The 22,763-nt window shown below is 48.4% G+C and carries 23 protein-coding genes; 13 read left to right on the top strand and 10 right to left on the bottom strand.

All coding sequences use genetic code 11. The features are described 5' to 3' along the window. Nucleotides 1-153: 153 nt before the first annotated feature. Nucleotides 154-1,086 (top strand): LysR family transcriptional regulator, encoded by a 933-nt coding sequence (locus J7439_RS09250; protein ID WP_209201543.1) that lies wholly within the window; start codon nt 154-156, stop codon nt 1,084-1,086. A 93-nt stretch (nt 1,087-1,179) separates the two neighbouring features. On the opposite strand, the gene J7439_RS09255 is transcribed toward J7439_RS09250, so the two are convergent. Beyond that, nucleotides 1,180-2,163, bottom strand: a complete 984-nt coding sequence (locus tag J7439_RS09255; RefSeq protein WP_209201544.1) for a M48 family metalloprotease — start codon at nt 2,161-2,163, stop codon at nt 1,180-1,182. A 361-nt stretch (nt 2,164-2,524) separates the two neighbouring features. On the opposite strand from J7439_RS09255, the gene J7439_RS09260 reads away from it, so the two are divergent. Then, complete coding sequence (locus tag J7439_RS09260) at nt 2,525-3,526, top strand: hypothetical protein (protein WP_209201545.1); 1,002 nt, start codon at nt 2,525-2,527, stop codon at nt 3,524-3,526. Nucleotides 3,527-3,668: 142 nt separating this feature from the next. Here J7439_RS09260 and J7439_RS09265 read toward each other — a convergent pair whose 3' ends face one another. Further along, complete coding sequence (locus tag J7439_RS09265; protein WP_209201546.1) at nt 3,669-4,718, bottom strand: hypothetical protein; 1,050 nt, start codon at nt 4,716-4,718, stop codon at nt 3,669-3,671. Nucleotides 4,719-4,798: 80 nt separating this feature from the next. Here J7439_RS09265 and J7439_RS09270 point away from each other — a divergent pair, with 80 nt between their 5' ends. Further along, nucleotides 4,799-5,176, top strand: coding sequence for a hypothetical protein (locus J7439_RS09270; RefSeq protein WP_209201547.1), 378 nt, complete (start codon nt 4,799-4,801; stop codon nt 5,174-5,176). A 224-nt stretch (nt 5,177-5,400) separates the two neighbouring features. On the opposite strand, the gene argC is transcribed toward J7439_RS09270, so the two are convergent. The 4 genes from argC to J7439_RS09290 all read right to left on the bottom strand — a co-directional run bounded on the left by argC (nt 5,401) and on the right by J7439_RS09290 (nt 7,873). Next, nucleotides 5,401-6,444: an N-acetyl-gamma-glutamyl-phosphate reductase gene (gene argC / locus J7439_RS09275; RefSeq protein WP_209201548.1), complete on the bottom strand. Its 1,044-nt coding sequence runs from the start codon at nt 6,442-6,444 to the stop codon at nt 5,401-5,403. 89 nt (nt 6,445-6,533) lie between these two features. After that, nucleotides 6,534-6,752 carry a DUF3820 family protein gene (locus J7439_RS09280; RefSeq protein WP_209201549.1) on the bottom strand — a complete coding sequence of 73 codons (219 nt, stop codon included), beginning with the start codon at nt 6,750-6,752 and terminating at the stop codon, nt 6,534-6,536. Between the two features lie 19 nt (nt 6,753-6,771). Next, complete coding sequence (locus J7439_RS09285) at nt 6,772-7,500, bottom strand: LrgB family protein (protein WP_209201550.1); 729 nt, start codon at nt 7,498-7,500, stop codon at nt 6,772-6,774. Next, nucleotides 7,493-7,873, bottom strand: coding sequence for a CidA/LrgA family protein (locus tag J7439_RS09290; RefSeq protein ID WP_209201551.1), 381 nt, complete (start codon nt 7,871-7,873; stop codon nt 7,493-7,495). Before J7439_RS09290 ends, J7439_RS09285 begins: the two co-directional genes overlap by 8 nt. Nucleotides 7,874-8,235: 362 nt before the next feature. On the opposite strand from J7439_RS09290, the gene J7439_RS09295 reads away from it, so the two are divergent. From J7439_RS09295 to J7439_RS09330, 8 genes are all read left to right on the top strand, one after another. Continuing rightward, nucleotides 8,236-9,993: a chloride channel protein gene (locus tag J7439_RS09295; protein WP_209201552.1), complete on the top strand. Its 1,758-nt coding sequence runs from the start codon at nt 8,236-8,238 to the stop codon at nt 9,991-9,993. Between the two features lie 547 nt (nt 9,994-10,540). Next, a complete protein-coding gene (locus J7439_RS09300) occupies nt 10,541-11,626 on the top strand; it encodes a hypothetical protein (RefSeq protein WP_209201553.1) in 1,086 nt (361 codons plus the stop codon). 84 nt (nt 11,627-11,710) lie between these two features. Beyond that, nucleotides 11,711-12,130, top strand: a complete 420-nt coding sequence (hemJ, locus tag J7439_RS09305) for a protoporphyrinogen oxidase HemJ (RefSeq protein WP_209201554.1) — start codon at nt 11,711-11,713, stop codon at nt 12,128-12,130. A gap of 147 nt (nt 12,131-12,277) precedes the next feature. Beyond that, nucleotides 12,278-13,096: a DUF805 domain-containing protein gene (locus tag J7439_RS09310; RefSeq protein WP_209201555.1), complete on the top strand. Its 819-nt coding sequence runs from the start codon at nt 12,278-12,280 to the stop codon at nt 13,094-13,096. 414 nt (nt 13,097-13,510) lie between these two features. Then, nucleotides 13,511-14,701, top strand: a complete 1,191-nt coding sequence (locus J7439_RS09315; RefSeq protein ID WP_209201556.1) for an acetate kinase — start codon at nt 13,511-13,513, stop codon at nt 14,699-14,701. A gap of 81 nt (nt 14,702-14,782) precedes the next feature. Further along, nucleotides 14,783-16,873 (top strand): phosphate acetyltransferase, encoded by a 2,091-nt coding sequence (pta, locus tag J7439_RS09320; RefSeq protein ID WP_209201557.1) that lies wholly within the window; start codon nt 14,783-14,785, stop codon nt 16,871-16,873. Nucleotides 16,874-17,184: 311 nt separating this feature from the next. Continuing rightward, nucleotides 17,185-17,478 carry a GDCCVxC domain-containing (seleno)protein gene (locus tag J7439_RS09325; RefSeq protein ID WP_286196386.1) on the top strand — a complete coding sequence of 98 codons (294 nt, stop codon included), beginning with the start codon at nt 17,185-17,187 and terminating at the stop codon, nt 17,476-17,478. Nucleotides 17,479-17,704: 226 nt separating this feature from the next. Then, nucleotides 17,705-18,001: a hypothetical protein gene (locus J7439_RS09330; RefSeq protein ID WP_209201558.1), complete on the top strand. Its 297-nt coding sequence runs from the start codon at nt 17,705-17,707 to the stop codon at nt 17,999-18,001. Here the strand turns inward: J7439_RS09330 and J7439_RS09335 are convergent. Further along, entirely contained in the window at nt 17,989-19,041 is a 1,053-nt protein-coding gene (locus J7439_RS09335; protein ID WP_209201559.1) for a DUF481 domain-containing protein, read from the bottom strand. The genes J7439_RS09330 and J7439_RS09335 overlap by 13 nt on opposite strands. A 182-nt stretch (nt 19,042-19,223) precedes the next feature. Between J7439_RS09335 and J7439_RS09340 the strand changes: the two genes are divergently transcribed. Further along, the gene (locus J7439_RS09340; RefSeq protein WP_286198267.1) at nt 19,224-19,502 is read left to right on the top strand and encodes an MGMT family protein; all 279 of its coding nucleotides are present in this window, start codon (nt 19,224-19,226) and stop codon (nt 19,500-19,502) included. Beyond that, nucleotides 19,492-19,725 carry a hypothetical protein gene (locus J7439_RS09345; RefSeq protein ID WP_209201561.1) on the top strand — a complete coding sequence of 78 codons (234 nt, stop codon included), beginning with the start codon at nt 19,492-19,494 and terminating at the stop codon, nt 19,723-19,725. Before J7439_RS09340 ends, J7439_RS09345 begins: the two co-directional genes overlap by 11 nt. A 420-nt stretch (nt 19,726-20,145) precedes the next feature. On the opposite strand, the gene J7439_RS09350 is transcribed toward J7439_RS09345, so the two are convergent. From J7439_RS09350 to J7439_RS09360, 3 genes are all read right to left on the bottom strand, one after another. After that, entirely contained in the window at nt 20,146-21,702 is a 1,557-nt protein-coding gene (locus J7439_RS09350) for an AmpG family muropeptide MFS transporter (RefSeq protein ID WP_209201562.1), read from the bottom strand. A 167-nt stretch (nt 21,703-21,869) separates the two neighbouring features. Next, nucleotides 21,870-22,355 (bottom strand): YajQ family cyclic di-GMP-binding protein, encoded by a 486-nt coding sequence (locus J7439_RS09355; protein WP_209201563.1) that lies wholly within the window; start codon nt 22,353-22,355, stop codon nt 21,870-21,872. Between the two features lie 142 nt (nt 22,356-22,497). Further along, nucleotides 22,498-22,713 carry a dodecin gene (locus tag J7439_RS09360; protein WP_209201564.1) on the bottom strand — a complete coding sequence of 72 codons (216 nt, stop codon included), beginning with the start codon at nt 22,711-22,713 and terminating at the stop codon, nt 22,498-22,500. Nucleotides 22,714-22,763 lie beyond the last annotated feature (50 nt).

Here is a 22,763-nt window from a genome sequence, read left to right on the forward strand (position 1 = left end):
TTATTGTTTTCAGGATTGATCAAAGAGTAGTCATGATTCTGTTGGAGAGTTATAATTGAATCAAACTCATTTTTCTAATAATAAAAATGAAAAAAACTAATAATGATGCTCTTGTGAACTGACTGTGAACTGACGACAGAAGAAAGGCAAATAATGACAAAGCAAAACCTGGGTCTTGAGTTACGTTACCTTAAAACATTGAAAGCCATTCACCAAAGCGGCAGCCTGGTAGAAGCCGCCAGCCGTTTACATCTCACCCAATCCGCTTTGTCCCATCAGTTGAAAGAGCTGGAGCATCGTATTGGGATGGAAGTGTTTATCCGTAAATCCCGGCCACCCCGGTTTACCACTGCCGGGTTAAATCTTCTGGAGCTGGCTGAAGAAGTGCTGCCAAGATTCAAGGCTACAGAACAACGCCTGATGAGATTGGCGGGCGGCAAAGCCGGACGGTTGCATATTGCCATTGAATGTCACAGTTGTTACCAGTGGCTAATGCCAACCATCACAGAGTACCGGCAACACTGGGCAGAAGTAGAAATGGATTTCTCCACCGCCTTTAATTTTGCCCCCTTACCAGCTCTTTCCAGGGGTGAACTTGATCTTGTGGTCACTTCTGACCCAGTGCCCATTGATGGCATCGAGTACATCCCCCTTTTTCGTTATGAGATGCTACTGGCCATTGCCAGAACACACCCATTAAAGGAACGAGAGTTTGTCACACCTCTTGACCTGCAACAGGAAGTACTGATCACCTACCCTGTTGAACAAGGTCGTCTGGCAGTCTTCTACGATTTTCTTGACCCGGCAGATATTGAGCCTGCTGATATCCGTACTGCTGAGTTAACATTGATGATGTTGCAGCTGGTTGCCAGCCAGAGAGGTGTTTCTGCACTGCCATGCTGGGCACTGGCGGAATATCTTGATAAAGGACACGTTGCTGCAGTTCGACTTGGTAAAGAGGGGTTGTGGTCAACACTGTATGCAGCGATCAGAGCGGAACAAAAGGAGCAACCCTATATTGCCAGCTTTATTGCCTCAGCAAGAGAAACCTGTTTTGCAACCCTGAATGCGATAAAGCCAGCATAATCAGGTAACCACAGGGATCATAGTTTTAACCAGATGATCGGTCACTTCGGCAACTACAACTGAGTTACTCCCGAGAGACTGACCAAACAGCCATTAAAGTTCATATTCGAGCCCCAGGCCAAGCACCTCTGACGTGTTCAAATAATATGCCTGTAAAGCATCACCATGGTGTTTCAGAGCATTCATGCGGGTCTTGTTGGTCGGGTGTACTGAAAGGAATATATTGACCACTTCTCGCAGACTTCCACTAAAAGCGATAGCCCTGTTCCAGACTCTGGAGCATTCTGAAGGATCATATCCCGCCAAGGCTGTCAGATAGATGCCTATTTCGTCAGCTTGAGTTTCACGATTCTGCAAAATTGAGTTGGCAAAGGGAATACTGGCCAGGGCCAGCTTATTCAGAAAAAGGACATCACTCAAACCCTGCCCCATGTGCTTTGCCAATACATGCCCCATTTCATGCCCCAGAAAACAGGCCATGCCAGCCTGATTTTTCGCCAGAGGAAAAGAAGAATGATAAACCGCAATATTATAGCCACTGGTTGCAAAGGCATTGGGGACGCTACTATTCATGACTGTGATTGTCCAGTAATCGGCAGGGATATCAAAAACCTGCTCAGCAACAGCCTTTAAACGTTCGGCAACCGGGTCGAGAAATTCTGAGTATTTCTGTTTCAGCTCGTAGGATGTCTCTTCATGCAAAACCCGGTCCTTCAATTGTGCTAATTGGTAAAACCCCCAGCCAAGTGGCAGGTGAAGGTAATCGAAAGGAGTCTTTAAATACGTTCTGGATACCACGGAAAGAGTCCCCAGCGCAGCCCCGGTGAGGAATGCCTTGATCGTAAAATCAATAAAAAACGGGTTGGCACTGTTTGTTGTAATTGCCGATGCAAGACCAGACCAACTGACCCCGATCATTGAACCAACAATGCCACTGGCAGCCGATGCAAGGCCATTAATTTCAAACTCTTCCTGCAGGCTTCTGTCAACGACCCGATGGAGATTATTGATAACATCGTCTCTATTTAATGAATGAACGTCTTGATTCCCATGAGCACTGGAGACACAGGAAAGCAAGTAAATACATACAGTTAATGAGGTTATGGATAAGCACTTGACTCTGAAAAACACCTTCAATCCTCTAAAATGATTCGTCTTGCTACGGAGTTCAGACAAGAAAAATATAGTTTGGTTCCATCATTCTATTAAATCAGGTTTAGCCATCATCAATACCTATAAGGAGTAGTTGCCGAAATTAACCGGCAAGTTAGTCAGAAATATATGATTCCTTTTGGCCAACCACCTACACCATCTTGTTCTAAAAAACTCTCTTGAATATGTACAAATAAAATTAAATTTCACCAGCAGGGAACTTTTCACCAAATAAGATAACTAATTTATATCATTATTTAATTAAACTTCGCTAAAGGCAGTCATTATGGATATTTCCACCACACAAATCACCCCCGATGCCAACACCCAACGACATCTTGCAAAAGAGTTCCACGGACAAACCATGACAAATGGCCGGATAATACCAGCAAAATCCTGTACATTCATGTTTAAAGAAGGTTCAGAGCCACAACAAGATGTAGAGCAGTCAAAGCCCAGATATATATCACCACAAGAGAGAACCGTAATTGAGTTTTCAAAATTTTGTTCAAGTCCTTTTCATTCAACCGTCGACAGTAGAAGAAGTAAATTTCTGGACAAACCATACCCCGGGGATGCTGATATTGTAGTAACAGACTTTTGCAGTATAATGCGATTGTTCAGCCATACCCACGAAAGCCTTTTTAGTGATATTACCGATACGATTGGAGTCACCTTTGAAGATAAAAAAAATACCATAGACACTCTGAAAGCATTAATTTATTTAAAAAAATACGATAATATCATAGGTATTCAAGCAGCACGAAATGCTATCCCCCGTAAAGTAAAAGCAGCTCCCCATGCAGCAAACTCTGAAACAGGCCTCCTGAAATGCCAAAGTTCAGTTCAAATAGTACCTCGTAGATTCCGGAAAGATCCCTTAGCGGAAACAACATCCCCAGTCAGTAGCCGGGGTAAATCACACTCAGAAGAAGAAACAAACTGCCGGCCAATTAAGAAGAGAAAGGTAACTTGCAGAAAAGAACCTTATAGAAATCACTTTAAAAGAACTAAAGCAAGATTAGATGCGGTTAAAGACACTATTAATGCCTGCCTGCAAGAGCCAACCTCAAAAAAAGATATTGAATGTACAATTAATCGTATATTTAGTCGAGGCAATCACTGGAAGAGTCTGACATCTCTGAGAACCAGCCTGAAACGCTGGTTTAACGGTCTTAATCCCTCTATGACTCCGGGCTTTAAAAAAGAAGAAATTAAACAGGCAGAAGAGGTTTTTGCCAGGCTTATGGGGGTCTATCCATCATCAGAAACAAAAACAAAAACTTAGGTCATCGTTAACCTGCGTTATTTGTCAAAAGTTGATGGCAAGTCGCTATTCCCTGGCTGCTGGGCTACTGCCATCCGCTGTTTGAATTGGTCAAGCCGTTAAGCGACAGAGAATACATACTTCCTGCAGACAGCCAGTAACGCTATGAAATTAAACAGTAATCAGAACTTTCATTATTTTCATTATGCCTGTTTCGTAATCGATAAGCTTCATTTTCGGCCTGCCGGTATTGTTGTCGATAAGGCTCATTCCCAGCCTGCCAGTTTTGTTGTCGATAAGGCTCATTTCCAGCCTGCCGGTTTTGCTGTCGATAAGGTGCATTTCCAGCCTGCCAGTTTTGCTGTCGATAAGACTCATTTCCAGCCTGCCTGTTTTGCAGTCGATAAGCTTCATTTCGATATAAGTCATACTCCGCTGGCGATACGCTATAGCCACAGATCTCCTGATAATCCGCATGATCAAAGATGTGATTTTCATCAGCTTTATCAAACAGTGGGTCAATGGGACCAAGCAAAGTGGACATTAGGTAGAAGCCTTCTGTAAAGGGAAAAGCTGCTCCCTGGTGCTCCTTCACTTCTTTCATTTCTGATTGGAAATCGTCAACAACATGAACGTTTGGTTGCTCATCTGCCTCGTTCATCCACTCGACTGATGACTGTTCATCAGTACAGGCAACCAGGCACACCGGACTCCTCTCAGCCTTTCGGTGTTTCAGTAATTCAAAAATATGCTCTTTAGAGCCTCCTTTATTGGGCTCACCATCATTAAATACATAGATAATACGGGGGGGAGATTGCACAGAACGTTCAGACTCTTCTATGCTTTTTAACATAGCAGGATAGAGCGGGGTTGAAGGGAGTCTCTTAGCCATGAAAATACTGTCCAGACACCTCTTCATCTGCATCGCAACCTCGGCTGGCGAGCCGCCGGTATCAATTGGTGGGAATTCATGAGTGAAACTTTGAATTTTTATTCCCATCACCGGAATATGGGCTAATAAATCGGCAACATGACTCAACCGATAGACCGCCTCTTCAAACCTGGTCATTTTTACTCCGACCTCAGGATGTACCATGCCATCCTGAATATCCATTGACATGCTGTTATCAATAATAAAATGCAGTTCATAATTTTTCAGGGCGGCCAGTCGATAGGCCAGCCAGGTTGATCCGTTGATTGAACCACCCAGCACCTGCTGGATCGCATATTGCTGCTCAGGTGTAAATGCTCGCCGAAACTTTTCTATCGGCGAGGGAAACGAGGTGGTTATTGATGGTTGGGAGCCAAGCCCGGAAGGTTGGTCATCGGTTCCGGGGTATGGAGGCGGAGGATCCGAATATGGAGGAAGATCCGAATATGGAGGAAGATCCGGATATAGAGAAGGAAGGTCCGGGTATAGTTGCGGGTGAACAGTGGCTGTTGATGCAACACCTTGTGCCAGAGAGTCAACGTTTCTTACGTGACCCGGGTTGGTATGCGGACGGTCATCGGGAGCATGTGCCATATGTTGTCTATTGGGATCTTGTGAATTTAAGGAGTATCCAAAGTAATTCACTGGTGCTCGATGACCAGAACCAGCGGGTAATCGACATGCGTCTGATGAGGAAAGAGGCGGTTGTGATTGTGGATAGGTTACCTGCTGGTTATTAACAGGATTTGCTTGATGACCTTTCGTGTCCATAGCTAAAACCTCTGTATATTATTTTTTCTTTAGGCCATCAAAAATAGACAAAAAAATAAGAGAATAAAATTTCTGTTAAAGAAAATAAAAAATTTACAATTAACTTGAAATCAGACAAAACCCAACGCCCCCTCTGATTGCTAAACCAGAGAGGAGCAGCGCTTTTTTATGACTATAATGATACCGTCTCTTATCAAGGCATAGCAGCAGGGAAGTCCAGGCCGGTCATTTCATCCAGTCCAAACATTATGTTCATATTCTGAACGGCCTGGCCTGCTGCCCCTTTGACCAGGTTATCAATAACAGACAATATCACCACCGTGTCCCCACCCTGTGGACGATGGATCGCTATACGACACTGGTTACATCCACGAACCGACCGGGTTTCCGGGTGGCTACCCACCGGCATAACATCAACAAAGGGCTCATCGGCAAAGGTACTTTCATACAAGCCCTGAAGGTCAATACTATGATCTTTGACGGTGCAATACAGCGTGGAGTGGATACCGCGAATCATTGGGGTCAAATGGGGAACGAATATCAGATCGCCGGTAAATGGCGATACACCCGTTTCTGGCATGCGCTCAATACCCTGGCGAATTTCCGGCAAATGACGATGACCGACAACCCCATAGGCCTTGAAAGACTCGGAGGCTTCGCAGAGCAGAGTGCCCACATTGGCACCACGGCCGGCGCCGCTGACTCCCGATTTGGCATCAACAATGATATTGCCACTGACCAGCCCTGCCCTCACCAGGGGTAATAAACCCAGCTGCGTTGCCGTTGGGTAGCAGCCGGGATTGGCCACCAGCCGGGCGCTGGCAATATCGACACGGTTCATTTCTGGCAGGCCATAGACCGCTTCTGCCAATACCTCCGGGCAGGCATGCTCAATACCATACCACTGCTGCCACAGCGCTGAATCGCGCAAACGAAAGTCAGCCGCCAGATCAATCACCCGAACGCCGGCAGACAGTAATGTCGGCACAGACTCCATGGCAATACCATTGGGTGTGGCAAAGAACACCAGGTCACATGAGGTCAGCTGTTGGTTATCCGGACGCGAAAAGTTCAGATCAAGCTTTCCCCGTAACCCGGAAAAAAGTTCACTGACCGGCTTTCCCGCTTCAGAACGGGAGGTGATCATACGCAACTCAACATTTGGATGAACCGATAGCAACCGCAACAGCTCCGCTCCGGTATAGCCCGTTCCACCGACAATCCCCACTTTAATCATCTGTTGCTTCCGTTACGTCTGGATTATTGTTTGACCCGGCGATCTTACCAGAACTCTCCGGGATATCGTCGCTCCATTTCTGAAGGAGACTACTGAGTGTTTTTTAATGGCGTAATCAGATCATTCAACCCATTGACCTGAATCTCCAGAGTCAATGCCAGCAGTTTACCCAGCTCACCTTCCGGAAACCCTTTGCCGGCAAACCAGAGAAGATAGGGCTCTGGCAGGTCGATCAGCCTTCTGCCCTGATACTTCCCGAAAGGCATGGTCTGGTTGGCGATTTTGATCAGGTCTTCTTTTTCGAACATCCGGTTTTCTCAGGGCTAATTACAATAATAGGCGGATCAGCCATGGCACAAGAAGCGGCATGTAGACAGCACACAGACACATTCCCAGGCTGGAATAGACTCCCATGGTCAGATCCAGTTCAAAAGCCCGGGCCGTGCCACCTGCATGAGCGTTTACGCCCATGGCAAAGCCAATGGCCCTTGGATCAGTCACGCCAAACTTGCGACACAGTGCCGGCCCCACCAGCGATCCATAAACGCCGGAAATAATGACCACCGCCGCCACCAGGGGAATAATAGCGCCATACTGTTCGCCCATCACCAGGGCAACCGCTGTGGTTACGGCCTTGGTAGAAATGGATAACACCACGTCTCTTGAGCCGCCGGTTGCCAGAGCCATCCCCATACCCATAAACGCCGCCAGCAATCCACCAATCAGTAATGAACACAGAAGAGGTCCCGCTAACTGACGAAGAGTGTGCAGCTGTCGTGAAAGAGGAACCGCCAGCGCTACCGTAAATGGTGCCAGCAACATCTTCAGCAACTCGCTGTGCCTGGTATACACATCGGGCTCAAGTGGAGAACAGCGAATCACCAGGAAAACCAGCAGACTGGTGGTAAACAGCGGGTGAAACCACCCTTTGCGCCCCATACGATTAAACAACTTTTCCGCCAGCAGGTAAGCGCCCAGATTGATCAACAAAATGACAACCGGGTTGTTCAATTGCCGCTGTAATAGTCCGTAAGAGAAACTGATCACCTCATCCATGATGATTCTCTCCGCTGCCGCTGGCAAAGCGTTTCAGCAGCCATTGCAGGAGAACAGCCGTTAACACCAGGGAAACAGGGGTCGCCACCAACATGGCCAGAGCGATAGGCAGCCATTGCTGCAAGAGCAGGTCACTCAGGAAGAAAATACCAACACAGCCCGGGATAAACAGCACGGCCAGGTAACGGATACAGAACTGGCTCACCTTATCCAGCGATTCACTGACACCGCCAGACAACTGAAGATAAATAACCAGAAGTATCAACCCCATCACAGAGCCCGGAACTGCAAGACTGAATGCGTCGCTTAATACATCACCCAGCACGGTAAAAAACAGCAAAATAACAATGCCTGACAGCGTTCCTGATGACATCGCTCGATCTCTCCTGAAGCAGCTATGCTGCGTGCTAAAAACTCGTTTCTTTCGATCCTGCTTCGCTCTATGAGCCGATGCAACGAAACATCCACTGCTCATGGGACAAAATGTGCAAAAATACTGTACAAAGACTGTTCAATCATACCTGAAAAGTAAAAACACTGTTTTAACAGGTAGAGAGACACAATGACAATCCGGTAAACTGCAAACTACATACGTCAACCGACGTTGTTTGATTCCGGCATAAGCAATTACTGAAGCCCATAACCCTGAAAAAGTCATATTTTCACCCCCATGCCAGGAAACAAAATCACCCGATAACCGCTCAGCAACGGATCAACTTTACCCAGACTGCGTCTATGTTCAACAACCCCTCGATACAGAATTTAAGGCTGCGTCTGGCGCAATCAGAAGCTCTGCCACAACTGACGCTGATGGCACTGCTGACCGGACTGCTGGCCGGAGGCTTTCTTATCGCCTTTGAGGATTTGCTGTTTTACTTTGGCGTTGTTTCTCAGCGTGCCCTGATACCTGAACATGTATTTGCAACGCTGGCATCGGTGGAAAGTGGTTATGAAGCTCTCCCTCTCCTGGTTCGTTTCCTGTCACCTATCGGGGGAGCCATTGCCCTGATCCTGTTAATCAAGCGCTGTCCCCCCGGGCAAAGAAGCTTTGGCATTGCCCATGTGATCGAGCGCCTAACCCTGAACAGGGGCTGGCTACCCATTACCGGCACCATCACCCAGTTTTTGGCGGCACTGATTGCGCTGGTCAGTGGCTTCTCGGTGGGGCGTGAAGGGCCTGCGGTACATATGGGCGCAGGGGTTGGCAGCTTTCTGGGCCAGATCCTGAAACTGCCTGCCAACACTCTGGGAGTACTGGCGAGTTGTGGTACTGCCGCAGCCATTGCCGCACTGTTCAATACGCCCATGGCCGGGGTGATCTTCGCCATGGAAGTGGTTATGAAAGAGTATTCACTGGAAAGCTTTATTCCGGTCATGGCATCCGCTGTGGTGGCTTCCGTTCTGACCCAAACGGTTTACGGCCCTAACCCGGCTTTTCAGATCCCGATCATTCCTTCTGCCGTACCCGAAGACTTGGTGGTGACGGCAATCACTGCGGTCATTATTGGCCTTCTTGCCGCAGCGTTTATTCAAATTAATATCTTTGCCATGCAAAAGCGCCAGAATAAGGTCGTATTGCCACTGTTAATCGCAGGGCTTCTAATGGGCGTAGTCGCCGTTCTGGTCCCAGCAGCCATGGGCATTGGCTATGACACCATTGAAGCCCTGCTGAATGGCGACGAGGTCAATCTGCAGTTTCTCTTTATCCTGCTGGCGGCCAAGCTGGTGATTACGCCCTTGGTCATCGGTCTGGGCGTTCCCGGAGGAATGATCGGACCATCGTTGATGATAGGAGCCGCAGTCGGTGCCTGCTGTGCTATACTGGCTAAGCAGTTTCCGGGGGTTTCTACCAATATCACCTTTCATGTCATCACCGGGATGATCGCCATGATGGCGGCGATCTTTCAGGCTCCGTTGACGGCCCTGATTACCGTGCTGGAGCTGACCCACAGTTCCCAGATTATTCTGCCAGCCATGCTGGCTATCGTGATTGCCTGTCTGACCTCCAGCCAGATCTGTGGACAACAGAGTATCTTTGCCATGCAGTTCCTGGCTCGTGGACAGAGTATTCAGCTTTCCCCGATGGCCCAGTTGTTGAATCGAACAGGGGTGGCGGGTTTGATGGATAGACAGCTGGTGACATTATCGTCAGAGCCTGCACCAAATGAGCTCAAGAAGATAAACGGCACAAGCAGTCATTGGGTCGTCCTGGGCGATCAACAATCAGGGCAAATTATCAGAACTAAAGACTTGCTTGAATGTCAAAAGAGAGGGGAGGATATAACCAGTCAGATAAGAGGCAACGTTGTTATACAGACACTGCCCATTGATATGCAGTCTACCTTATATGAAGCTCGTGAAACCATGCTTGATAAAGGTCTCGATGTATTGCTGGTCATGGAAAAGAACGGGCGAAAAAAAGTAGAGATATGCAACGCTGTTGGTGTTATTACTCTGCAATCAATTGAGCGTTTTCTCAGTAACGCACAGTAGTTGCATTAATGACTAATGATGATGCTTGAGACATTCAGCCAGCAAGAATATTGGATAGATTCACGTCTATCTGGGGCAAATGAGCCATTTTTTTAAACGATTAGAAAACGAGAAGATCAATAAAAAGGTGTAACCGATGGATGCCAACCAGTTGGGAGCAACCTCAAACATTAGCGCTCTGCCAGGAACGCCAAGTCAAGATAATACCACTGAGCCTTCTGCCAGGCCGGGTTTCATGGGGCGTGCAGTCAAGGGCTTTCGTAACTCTTTCAGGCGAACCATAAAAGCGCCCGATATTTCAGCAACGACATCAACGCCTGCCTCAGCCAGAAAACGAAGTCGACCCGAACTTTATTCAGCACTCTCTATTGATGTACAGGGCATTTCGGCTGAAGCACTGATCAGGGCTAAAGTTAAAGCGTTAGCTACTGGCCAGATAACCGTTACTGATTTCATGTCATGGTATGAGCCTGAGCAAAGAACCGCCGTTTCCCCGGCAGCTCTTTACACTAATTTCGATAAAATAAAAAAACAGCTGGCGAAATTAATGCAGTTACCAGAAGCAACCAACCTCTCACAAGACAAGCTTGCGCTTTTAAACGGACAAGCAGAAGAAAAAAACGCTCAAGATTTTGAAGAACTGCTCAACATACCTAAGAAAATGCCAGACATCGACGAAAAACAAAAGGTCATTTTAGAATCAATCCATCAAATCTTTCATGAAATAAAAACCATCCATGACTGTTTACCAGAAGAAGCAGATTCGCCAATTCAACATGATTCAGGTTGGTGGCCATCATTTGATGAGCAACGTGAAGAAGACAGCCCGGAAGTACCCGGTTCTCCATGCTTCAGACTGTTGAGCAGCCCGGAGCTTACTCTTCAGTTACATGAGCATCCAAATACCTATAAAACAATCACCTCCGAACTGACACAGTTAATGGAAGAGTGCGAAACCAGAATTTTAACGGGGGGCAGAGTTCGCCCAAAAGGTTTTTCCAGGGAAGAGTGCAGGCGCTTTTTTTTCGCCTGTTGTGTCTGGGAATCTGACGATATTCAATTGATCAACCCGTTACAAAAAGTTAAACCTCAGAAACAGGCGATAACACAGCTGGCAACGCTGATATGCGACCACTTTATGGAAGAAAGCCTGAACAACAGGACTTCTCACTCCTGGCTTACCACCCGTCAGGATAAATACAGAGCAGAAGCCAAACTGGCCAGAGGCCGTTGTGTCCTGGAAGAACAAAAAACTGACCCCACATTACTGCAAAACATCATCGGCAGACCTCAGGGGCTCCGGGAGGATCTCAGGCTTCTCTGCGACAAAATCTCCGAGTTGATGATCAGCAGACCAGAGTTAATGAGCAGCAGGAAAGATATCAGAAAAAAACTGGTCAAACTCAAAACAGATTCAGAAACATTTCTGGGCGATAGAATTCGGAATAAAGACTTGCTGGCAACAAATGACTTTGTCATCTCATGTTATCACGGTTTACGGGCAGCTCTTCGAGATATCCCAAACCCTCCATGGTGGTCGAAAAACTGGCCATACCTGTACGCTGATTATATGAAAGCAAGCGGCGAGGAAAAAACAGTAACTGCTATAAATCCACAGTCCCAAAAGCGCTAAATCAAGAAATTCAAAGCGTGCAACTTGATTTACTTTTCTAACCTGTAAGAATGCTTACAAATTCAATAACAATCGGGTTTAACCATGCTTTGGGTAACAGCTTTCCACATTATCGCCATGACCTGCTGGTTTGCAGCTCTCTTTTACCTGCCGAGGCTGTTCGTCTATCACACCATGAGTGAAGACCAGATCAGCAAAGATCGCTTTGTCATCATGGAAAGAAAGCTGATGCGCGGCATCGCCACCCCCTCCATGATTGCCACCCTGACTCTTGGCCTGTGGCTGTTACACTACATTCCCAGCTACATCAGTGCCCCCTGGATGCATGCAAAACTGACCCTGGTAGCTCTGACCGTGGGCTATCACCATATGTGTGCCCGCTATATGAAGCAACTGGCCAACGGCACCAGTACCCATAGCCACACGTTTTTCAGAGTTTTCAATGAAATTCCTGTGGTCTTCCTTGTGGGTATTGTCATTCTGGTGGTTGTTAAGCCCTTTTAGGAGGCTGACCATCTGGAGCATAAAATCCAAGGGAACCCGCTGCTTCTTTACGATTTTTATACTCTCTGGGGTTAACCACAAAAAAGCCTCAGTCTCCACCATGCCCGCCGATAACCTGTCTCAGGACATATTTCAGGACAGGCCGCCATGGATGACTCATTCTATAAACTGGTTTTCGAAGGAGAAATACTGCCAGGCTTTAAGGAAAGAAAGGTTCGAAAAAACCTGAAAGAGCTCCTGAATGCCGACAAGGCAGAACTGAAAAGTCTATTCTCAGGAAAGCCGGTTATTATTCGCAAGAATCTGACCGCCAGTGAAATCCGTCCTTATGAAAGAGCCATGATGAAGGCAGGAGCCCATTGCCGGATTCTCTCTATGACCAATAATGAAGAACTGCCCCAAACGCCACCGGAAACCATCACGGAGCAGGAGCAGAAACAACCGGCCGAATCATCCGGGAAGTTTCAACTGCTCCCCAGAATGGGAAGAGTGCGATTTATCGCCTCCCTCTGGGTGATTGCGCTGCTGGTCGTCTGCGCCTGCTGGGTTCCGGGGCTTTTAACCCCTCACCTGACGCCTTTCTACCCACCGTTGGAGTCACTGCACCTGACACTGGGCCTGATGACTATTGCCTGCCTCTTTATGCTGGCCATGGCAGCCAGAAGGCTTCATGATTTTGACCGCAGTGGCTGGAAGAGCCTGCTGTTAGTGGTCCCGGGCATCAACCTTCTGTTTCTGTTATGGCTGACCTTTTCTTCAGGTACTGAAAATACCAACCGGTTTGGGCCAACTCCCTATTCCGCCGGAAGAATTGCCCAGGTTTTTGGCCTGTGGATTCCATTACTGGCCCTGATTGCCGCAGGAAGCTATGGCTGGCTTTACCAGAATGAGCTGCTGCAGCTGGCTGCCAATGTTCCGGAGATGATCGATCAGCTGGTTCTTCCGGCACTGGAACAAAACCTCTGATATTATCTGACACATTGGAGAACAATTAACCACAGCCTTGTTACGATATACGCATCAATACGCAGTCCACCGACACAGGTCAATGGTTATAATATTTTCATACCGCTTCTCTACTTTATACAAGCCATGATCATCCGGGAGGTTGCCCGGGAATAGACCGTTCTGCTGCAGTGACAGCACATGAGTTCAGACATTCGTTTTTTCCGGTAAATAGCACCACTATTCACCATACAAAAACAATGTTTCCTCCTCAATGTTCTGCCATCTCCATTACGGATATTATTCCCGGGGAGTCTTTGTGTGATTGGTTCCGGCCGTGGCGTTTGACGATATTCGTGACAATACGCTTACATTAAAAGCATTACACGGGCATTTTTGGAAACTGCGCGGTCATTTTCACAGGTAATAGATTCTATGAGCAAAGACAGCGTTCTGGTTATCAACTGTGGCAGTTCTTCCCTGAAGTTCGCAGTCATCAACCCGAAAACCGAAGAGGAAAGCATCAGCGGCATTGCTGAATGTCTCGTGGGCAACGAAGCCTCCATCACCTGGAAACTGAACGGCGAGAAGCAAACCCTGAATCTTGGCGCTGCTGGCCACGAAGGTGCTATCGAAGCACTGGTGGGCATTCTCCGTGAGAACAACCTGATGGAACACATCGAAGCCATCGGTCACCGTATTGTTCACGGTGGTGAGAAGTTCACCCAATCCACCCTGATCACTGATGAAGTGATCCAGGGCATCGAAGACTGCAGCCACCTGGCACCTCTGCACAACTCTGCTCACCTGCTGGGTATCCGTGCCTGCATAAAATACTTCCCGGAGCTGCCACAGTCCGTAGTATTTGACACAGCATTCCACCAGACCATGCCAGCAGAAAGCTACCTGTACGCAGTTCCTTACAACCTGTACGAAGAGCACGGTCTGCGTCGTTATGGCATGCACGGCACCAGCTACCGTTATGTCAGCAAAACCGCTGCCGACATGCTGGGTCTGGACCTGGACAACAGTGCTATCCTGGTTGCGCACCTGGGTAACGGTGCCAGTGCCTGTGCGATCAAAAACGGTAAATCCGTTGATACCACCATGGGCCTGACGCCGCTGGAAGGGCTGGTAATGGGTACCCGTTCCGGTGATATTGACCCGAACGTATTCAGCTTCCTGAACAAGCAGTGCGGCTACTCCCTGGACGAGATCATCGACCTCCTGAACAAAAAATCCGGCATGCTGGGTCTGTCTGGATTGGACAACGATTGTCGTGTTCTTGAAAATGCCGCAGCAGAAGGTCATGAGCGTGCCCAGCTCACTCTGGACATCTTCTGCCACGTTCTGGCCAAAAAACTGGCCGGTTTTGCTGCTGAACTGGGCCGCATTGATGCACTGGTATTCACTGGCGGTATCGGTGAGAACTCCAGCACGATTCGTAAGAATGTAATAGAGCGTCTGTCCATCTTCGGCTTTGAGGTTGATGAACAGGCCAACGAAGAGACCTTCCGTGGCAAGAGAGGTGTTATCACCAAGCCCGGCTCAACCATAGCCATGGTTGTCGCGACCAATGAAGAGCTGATGATTGCCCGTGATACCGAAGCACTGATTGCTGGCTAAACTGGTTGTCTGGATGTAAGCAACAGGAGGTTTCACCTCCTGTTTTTATATCAGTATTTCATGAGAAGGATTTGTCCGGATATGCGTACATTTTTCCTGGCACCAACACGTTATGGTGTTGGCCTGACCTCCGTTACCCTGGGCCTGGTTCGAGCACTCGATAATCTCGGTCTCAGAGTCAAGTTCTTCAAGCCTATTGCCCAGTTGCATGTAGGCGACACTGGACCAGAGCGTTCCACCAAACTGGTTCAGCGAATCATGGACCATGAGCCACCTACCCCCATTGCCTCCCATCGTGCTGAAGACCTGCTTGGTGACAACAAGGGCGATGTCCTGATGGAAGAGATCGTAGCCCTGTTTGAACAGGCTTCTCAGGACTGTGACGTGATGGTGGTAGAAGGTCTGGTTCCGACCCGGGAAATGCCCTACGCCAATCGCCTGAACAGCAACATTGCCAAAACCATTAATGCTGACATCATTCTGGTGTCTGAGCCCGGTAATGACTCTCTGGCAGACCTGGCCGACAAACTGGAAATCGCTGCCGACAGCTTTGGTGGCATCAAGAACCCGAATGTTGTCGGTTATGCCCTGAATAAACTGACGCCGGAAGCGGTTGCCAGTCTGAATAAAGATGGCCATTTCCAGAGTCTGCCAGAATTTGCCCGCAAGCCATTCCAGCCACTGGGCTATATTCCGTTTGACAATAACCTGGCTTCACCAAGAACCATGGATATTGCCGAGCACCTGAAAGCAGACATCATCAATGCCGGTGAGATGGATACCCGTCGGGTGACTTCTTACACCCTGAGTGCCAGAACGCCCACCAATATGATTCATCACCTGAAGCCAGGTAATCTGGTGATTACTCCGGGCGACCGTGATGACATCATTCTGGCCACCTGTATGGCGGCCCTGAACGGTGTTCCCCTGGCAGGTCTTCTGCTGACCAGTGGTATCACGCCCTCCAAACCTGTGATGGAACTGTGCAGCAAGGCCATTGGTACAGGTCTTCCTGTCATGATGACCGGAGAAGACTCTTACACCACGGCAACCATGTTGGATCGTCGCCATAACGAACTGCCGGTTGACGACGCTGCTCGTGTTGAACTGGTCATGGACACCATCGCGGCCAACCTGAACACCGGGTGGCTTAAGCAACAATGTTCTGCCCTGGCAGAGCGCAGACTCTCCCCTCCTGCCTTCCGTTACCAGCTGGTGCAGAGAGCCCAGGGTGCCAATAAGCGTATTGTTCTGCCAGAAGGCGATGAGCCACGCACTATTCAGGCTGCCGTTATCTGTCAGGAGCGTGGTATCGCCCAATGTATCCTTCTCGGGCAGCGCAGCGTTATTGAACAGGTCGCTAAAGACAACGGCATCACCCTGCCGGATGGCCTGATCATCATGGAACCTGATAGCATCCGCGCCCGTTATGTTGACCCGATGGTCGAGCTGCGCAAGAACAAAGGCCTTACCGCCCCGATGGCGGAAGCTCAGCTGGAAGATACCGTAGTCCTCGGTACCATGATGCTGGCTCTGAACGAGGTAGATGGTCTGGTTTCTGGTGCAGTACACACCACCGCCAACACCATCCGTCCGGCATTCCAGCTGGTCAAGACGAAGAAAGATGCTGGCGGGCTGGTCTCCTCCGTCTTCTTCATGCTGCTGCCTGACCAGGTTCTGGTATACGGCGACTGTGCCGTTAATCCAAACCCGGATGCAGAACAGCTGGCCAATATCGCCATTCAGAGCGCCGACTCAGCCACTGCGTTCGGTATTGAGCCACGTATTGCGATGATCAGTTACAGCACTGGAACCTCTGGCATCGGTGCCGATGTCGAGAAGGTGCGCGAGGCAACTGAAATCGTTAAAGCCAAACGCCCTGACCTGATTATCGATGGTCCTCTGCAGTACGATGCGGCCTCCGTTGAGTCGGTAGCCCAGAGCAAGGCTCCCGGCAGTAACGTTGCGGGTCGTGCGACCGTGTTTATCTTCCCGGATCTCAACACAGGTAACACTACCTACAAAGCGGTACAGCGCAGTGCAGATGTTATCAGTGTCGGTCCAATGCTTCAGGGTCTTAACAAGCCAGTGAATGACCTTTCCCGTGGTGCACTGGTCGACGATATCGTTTACACCATTGCCCTGACTGCTATTCAGGCTGAAAACGACTAAGTTCGTTTAATTGTTCCCATAAAAAAACCGGACAGAAATGTCCGGTTTTTTTATGGCTGTCAGTAAACGGTCATATTTCCCTTTTATGCTTGTATCGTAACTGGCCTGATTCATGCTGCTCTTTTTATAAAAAGTCAGATAGGGTAGTTTGAAAAGAGGTGCTTTTGTTACGTATTTGTCCGTCAAAAAACGACAGTGCACCTTGATTTAAGTATTCATTGTCAATAAACCAACACGGAGGCCGATAACTCTATCCTATGCCCAAAGAGAAAAATGCAACGAACGGCACAGGAAGTGCCAGGAGAAAGAGTATGTCCAGTAAAAACTATACCTTAAGCGCCAAAACTCTTGTATCTACGTCCATCATCACCTGCCCGGACTGTCTTCACCATGCGGTTGAAACCATGCCTCAGGATGCCTGTGTTTACCTTTACGAATGCAGAAACTGCCAGAAACTGATTACCCCACAGGAAGGCGATTGCTGTGTTTTCTGTTCACACGGAAATCAACCCTGCCCTACATCACAACGGGATAGAAAAGCCTACGCTGAAATGACGCCCCACGGTGAAGAAGTGGCTGAAAGCGTCTCTGCCTCAGGTTTATGACCCCAATAGCCCGTACTATGCCAAATTGACGATCCCGTCTTTTAACAGCCCGAGGTTTTGGAGTGTCTGCTTACTGTATGGGCAGCACCTCTTTACTTCCGGGAGCCCGCCTAGCGTAACTGTACATTGCCAAAGGCGAGAGGGCAAAAAACTGTAATCTGTCATCAATCAAAACGCCCTGCTGCCGCTATTAACAGAAGTAATTCTGAAAAAGTACCCGGTAGCAATGAAAGTCAGAAAAACCCTGATTTTTCCCCTTGAACATCAACACTGTGATAATTTAACCAGACATTCGCTGCTTTATCGTGCAGCCAACTGGCTGGAAACCACTATGCGGGCTTTACAGGAACAGCGTGAAGAGAAGCAACTTACTGAGCAGTCGGAGCAACAGAAACCGGCCTTCCCACTCTCAAGGCAGTACCCGTTCAGGCGCTGCCTGATAAGAACCCGGTTTTTTATGCCCATAAGAGGACGACTGCCAGTGTGCACCCATCTGCAGCGCCCCGGACCTCACCATTGGTAACCAATCCCCATTTTGATTCGGCTGTCGACATTCCGGGTCTTATCAACCGGGTCACTGTCGTAATCAACAATATGCGTCAGATTCCAGGTAATGCGATCAGTCAGTCCAATATTTAACCCCTGATTAACATTAACCAGCGTCGTAGACTGTTTTAGCCGGAAGAACGTTCTGCTGTTGGCAAAATATTCCCAGTTGTTAATGAGCCGTGTTCGGTAGTTAAAGATCCAGGTCAAGGCATAATCCCGCTGCGATTCATTGGTAATATAGTCCTCCCAGAGCTGACTGATACCCCCACTGGTTTTCAGCGCCCTTTCAGCGGTTTCCCAAAAACGATAGCCCAAGGCACCACCCACTGATGTACGTGTTCTCAGATCTTCTTCCGAGTCATATTCCTGTTCTGCCGCTCCCTGCACAAACCAGTGCTCATCCAGGTAACGGCTGTATGAGTAGCCAACCTGCCACTCGGAGCTTTCAACGCCGTCATCATCTTCCACTTCAATATCCCAGTAAAAAGCATTTTTATTCCACTGGTCATCAATATTGAGCTTGCCTTCAACACCAACCAACAACTCATCATCGTTGCCGGACTTGCTGTCCAGCGTGGCAACAAGCTTACCTCCCAGCGCCCAGGTATCAGCAATCACCGGCTTTTCAATATGGATAGCGGCAACCGGCCATACTGCTGAGAAAGAGCGCTTTCGACCACTCTCATCAATAACCGCAACGCCTGTCTGCTGGCCTTCAAACCGCCGCAATCTGGCCTTCTCTTCACCAATCAGGCTAACCCAGAATGTTTTATCCGAGTCCAGGGCCGTGACATAGCGCCAGTCCAACTCAATAGTACCTGCATACTTTGTTTGTAGACTCAGCTTGCCAGAATCCAGCTTGACAATATCGCCAGACAGCACATCACCATTGTTCATCCAGACGGTATCAGCCCATGTCATACTGATAGAAAACAGACACAATATTCCCAGCAGCCCGGATAGAAGGCTCCTTTGGAGCAACATAAAAGGATTTCTCCCGGACAGATTATCCACCTGTAAAATTCATAAATACGACAGAATCCACAATTTCCTTTCCCATTCCAAACTTTTCAAATATCCTGAAATCTATTATTTATGGTCGGTCTTATGATGAAGAGTATCATGGCGATCATCATAGAAAGTATCGTGGAGAACCAACATTGACCGCCCCCTTTACTCCTTCGGAAATATGGTATTTGATCAGCAGGATTCCGAAAGGCTGTGTGGTAACCTATGGCCAACTGGCAGATATGGCAGGAGCCCCCGGTTATGCGCGTGTTGTGGGTAATATCCTGAAACAGTTGCCCGCCGGGACCGACCTTCCCTGGCACCGGGTTATTAACGGCAAAGGTCAGATTTCATTCCCTGATGGGTCGAGTCGATACAGCCAGCAAAAACAGCGTTTGGAGCAGGAGGGAGTGACCATCTCATCCGGAAAAATCAACCTGAAAGCGCATCAATGGCATGGAGAGTAAATACATGGATGGAGCGCCGGAAGATATTGCCCTGGCCGTCGAAATTATTCGCCAATTGGAAAATCTGAATTACCCTGAAGAAAATATTCTCAAGGCGATGGTTCATATCTGCCAGGATACTCTGAACAAACTGCCCAACGATGAAACCCGGGAGTTTTGGCGGCAGAGACTGATTGCCGAACTCATGGACACATCAAACGACAAGCCTGCTGAACCCCATTAACAGGATGTTGCAAAAGGCTGAAAAGCATTTTGCAACACACTCTGAATTTTTGCCGCAGGAATAGCTATCCTCTTCAGGATGCAGCCCTCACCAGGTTTTAGGAATTGTCCCTGAACAACTTCCTCTTTTTCGCCACGGAGGCACGGAGTCACAGAGGAAAAGATTTTTTCTTTTCTCCGTGCCTCCGTGACTCCGTGGCAAGGTTTTTTCTTTACTGGGCAACATCGGATGTAGAAGTTATTTCAGGACAGTTCCTTAGGAGGCTGTCCGAGAATAGCGCCCGTAGCGAGGACGGCAGAAAATTGAGGATAAAAATTCGGTTTTGTGAGGTGAATAGCGGGGCTATTTGCCGAACAAAAGCGGATTTTTAGACCAATTTGCTGTCGCCGCAGTAGGGCAGTCTATTCTCGGACAGCCTCCTTAGTTACCCGCCTGATGACGTTCCAGCAACCGTCCTACATACGACACTAGCCATAAAACTGGCAGCCCCAGCAACGCTGAACCAATAAAGAATACCGGATAATCCAGGGAATCCACAAAGGTGCCTGAATAACCGGCCAGCAGCTTGGGCAGCAACGTCATCAGGGAGCTGAAAATAGCGTACTGCATGGCCGTAAAGGCCCGGTTGGTCAGGCTGGACAAAAAGGCAATAAACGCGGCGGACGACATGCCACCACTGAGATTATCTGCCGCAATCACCAGGCTTAAATAGAGGCTGGATGGTTCAAGATTGGCCAGAAACGCAAACAGCACATTCGACAATGCCGCCAGCAATGCACCTACCCAGAGAATTCGCAACACACCGAAGCGAATAGCCAACACTCCGCCCAAAAAGCCACCGGCAATGGTCATGATCAGGCCAAAGGTTTTGGTGATGGTGGCGATTTGCTCTTTGGTATAGCCCATATCGTTGTAGAACACATTGGTTATCGTGCCCATAACAATATCAGCAATACGGTAGGTCCCTACCAATAGCAGTATATAGATAGCTACTTTGCCATAACGGTCAAAGAAGTCAGCAAAGGGTGCGACGTAAGTCTCCTTCACCATTGCCCTTGGCGCAAAATGAGCTTTCACCAGCAACCAGGCGGTAACCCCTGATGCAGCTACACTGATTGCAAATCGTCCGGCACCGGCCAGAAAAGCAGCAATGGGCACAGACAACCCGGTCTCCACCAAAAAGGTTTTCAGAGCACCAAAAGCATCAGCCAGCTGAGTAAAAGAGATGACAAATACGGTTGCCGCCAGGGCAAAGAGCAACAGAAAACGCAGATAATCAACGGTACTGTGCGACGACTCGGAAGTACGATCAACATCCGGCTCAGCAACCATCAGCGTGGTAACAACCCCAATCAGCATAAACACGGCCATACAGCGATAGGCCCAGGCCCAGGCCAAATAGTCGTAGTTGCCTTCGTCCGTCATGGTAAACCAGCTGGCCAGTGCCAGGGTACCAGCCCCGGCCACCAGCATACCAACTCGATATCCGGCAATGTAAGCAGAGGACATCATGGCCTGCAGGTCATCATCCGCCGCTTCTATTCGATAGGCATCAATAACGATATCCTGTGTGGCCGAGGAAAAGCCAAGCATTACCGCACCACAGGCTATCCAGAACAGACCATCAGCAGGGTTATGGGCTGCCATAAACAACAGTGCGGCAATAACCGAGGCCTGGGATAACAATAACCATGACCGGCGACGCCCAAGCAGACCGTGCAAAACCGGCAATGGAATGCGGTCAACCAGCGGTGCCCAGACAAACTTGAAGGAATAACCTAACGCTGCCCAGCTGAAAAAAGTGACGGCACTGCGTTCTACCCCAGCCTCACGAAGCCAGAGGGAAAGGCTACTGAAAATCAACAGAATGGGCAGGCCTGCTGAAAAACCTAGAAAAAGAAGTGCAATCACCCGACGATTAAAAAAGCTTTTACAGGCGTCACCCCAATTCTTCGAAGAATCTGCTGCCAGCCCCATGCAATATGCTCCATCGCAAATATGAAATTTTACAGCGCCATGCTTCTTGAAATAAAAATTCTATTTTAAAAAAGAAGATATCAGCTTAACCGGGAAATAAAAAACCGTTTCCACCATCCAATGAAAACGGTTTTCTGTGCCACATTTTCTGTGTCACAAGCAGTCAATCAATCTCTGAAATTATTGTACTGCAGCGGCATGTCCAAATCGGCTTCCCGCAAAAAGGCAATCACAGTTTGCAAATCGTCCCTTTTCTTGCCGGTCACCCGAACCTGATCCCCCTGGATGGCGGCCTGAACTTTCAGCTTGGCATCCTTGATCATTTTCACGATCTTTTTGGACACATCCTTATCCAGCCCCTGCCGAACCACCACTTCCTGCTTGACCTGTTTGCCAGAACCGTAGTGGTCTTTTACTTCAAGGCATTTAACATCAATACCCCGTTTGACCATCTTGGTTTTCAGCATTTCTACCATTTGAACCAGCTGAAAGTCGGCATCGGTGGTCATAACAATCTGTTTTTCACCACTTTTCTCAAAGCTGGCAGCAACACCCCGAAAGTCAAAGCGGGTAGTCAGTTCACGATTTGCCTGGTCGACAGCGTTGGCCAGCTCATGCATATCCACTTCAGAGACAATGTCAAATGAAGGCATAGCGAATGATCTCCTTGAGAAATCGAAAGAAACAATTAACAACTATTGTATCCATGATTGTATTGGAAAGACCATGGAGAAAATCAATACACCAGCGACAAGGTTCAGGTGAATATGCAGGATCAGGGCCCTTTAACGGCGACTACTGATCTTTACCCTTAAGCCTGAAGCCAATTTTTACCGTCACCTGCCAATGGGCAATTTTGCCATCCTCGATATGGCCACGCTGTTCCACCACTTCAAACCAACCCATATGATCCAGGGTCATGCCAGCGGCGGCGATGGCATTTTGAATAGCATCATCACTACTGACCGTTGAACTGCCTACCAGTTCAGTCATTTTATAGGTATGACTCATTGTCTATCTCCCACTCTTGTTTAGAAAAGCTGTAAAACACCAGCTGTTTG

This window comes from Salinisphaera sp. G21_0 (assembly GCF_017744115.1).
Taxonomy (GTDB): Bacteria; Pseudomonadota; Gammaproteobacteria; order Pseudomonadales; family Endozoicomonadaceae; genus Endozoicomonas.

Bases quoted from the DNA above. Each gene is read 5' to 3' on its own strand.
- argC (WP_209201548.1), bottom strand. From the start codon at position 6,444: ATGATTAAAGTGGGGATTGTCGGTGGAACGGGCTATACCGGAGCGGAG.
- J7439_RS09325 (WP_286196386.1), top strand. From the start codon at position 17,185: ATGTCCAGTAAAAACTATACCTTAAGCGCCAAAACTCTTGTATCTACG.
- J7439_RS09360 (WP_209201564.1), bottom strand. From the start codon at position 22,713: ATGAGTCATACCTATAAAATGACTGAACTGGTAGGCAGTTCAACGGTC.
- J7439_RS09345 (WP_209201561.1), top strand. From the start codon at position 19,492: ATGGAGAGTAAATACATGGATGGAGCGCCGGAAGATATTGCCCTGGCC.
- J7439_RS09285 (WP_209201550.1), bottom strand. From the start codon at position 7,500: ATGGATGAGGTGATCAGTTTCTCTTACGGACTATTACAGCGGCAATTG.
- J7439_RS09250 (WP_209201543.1), top strand. From the start codon at position 154: ATGACAAAGCAAAACCTGGGTCTTGAGTTACGTTACCTTAAAACATTG.
- pta (WP_209201557.1), top strand. From the start codon at position 14,783: ATGCGTACATTTTTCCTGGCACCAACACGTTATGGTGTTGGCCTGACC.
- J7439_RS09300 (WP_209201553.1), top strand. From the start codon at position 10,541: ATGCAGTTACCAGAAGCAACCAACCTCTCACAAGACAAGCTTGCGCTT.
- J7439_RS09260 (WP_209201545.1), top strand. From the start codon at position 2,525: ATGGATATTTCCACCACACAAATCACCCCCGATGCCAACACCCAACGA.
- J7439_RS09280 (WP_209201549.1), bottom strand. From the start codon at position 6,752: ATGTTCGAAAAAGAAGACCTGATCAAAATCGCCAACCAGACCATGCCT.
- J7439_RS09295 (WP_209201552.1), top strand. From the start codon at position 8,236: ATGTTCAACAACCCCTCGATACAGAATTTAAGGCTGCGTCTGGCGCAA.
- J7439_RS09355 (WP_209201563.1), bottom strand. From the start codon at position 22,355: ATGCCTTCATTTGACATTGTCTCTGAAGTGGATATGCATGAGCTGGCC.
- J7439_RS09270 (WP_209201547.1), top strand. From the start codon at position 4,799: ATGGTTGGGAGCCAAGCCCGGAAGGTTGGTCATCGGTTCCGGGGTATG.
- J7439_RS09350 (WP_209201562.1), bottom strand. From the start codon at position 21,702: ATGGGGCTGGCAGCAGATTCTTCGAAGAATTGGGGTGACGCCTGTAAA.
- J7439_RS09330 (WP_209201558.1), top strand. From the start codon at position 17,705: ATGAAAGTCAGAAAAACCCTGATTTTTCCCCTTGAACATCAACACTGT.
- J7439_RS09310 (WP_209201555.1), top strand. From the start codon at position 12,278: ATGGATGACTCATTCTATAAACTGGTTTTCGAAGGAGAAATACTGCCA.
- J7439_RS09290 (WP_209201551.1), bottom strand. From the start codon at position 7,873: ATGTCATCAGGAACGCTGTCAGGCATTGTTATTTTGCTGTTTTTTACC.
- hemJ (WP_209201554.1), top strand. From the start codon at position 11,711: ATGCTTTGGGTAACAGCTTTCCACATTATCGCCATGACCTGCTGGTTT.
- J7439_RS09315 (WP_209201556.1), top strand. From the start codon at position 13,511: ATGAGCAAAGACAGCGTTCTGGTTATCAACTGTGGCAGTTCTTCCCTG.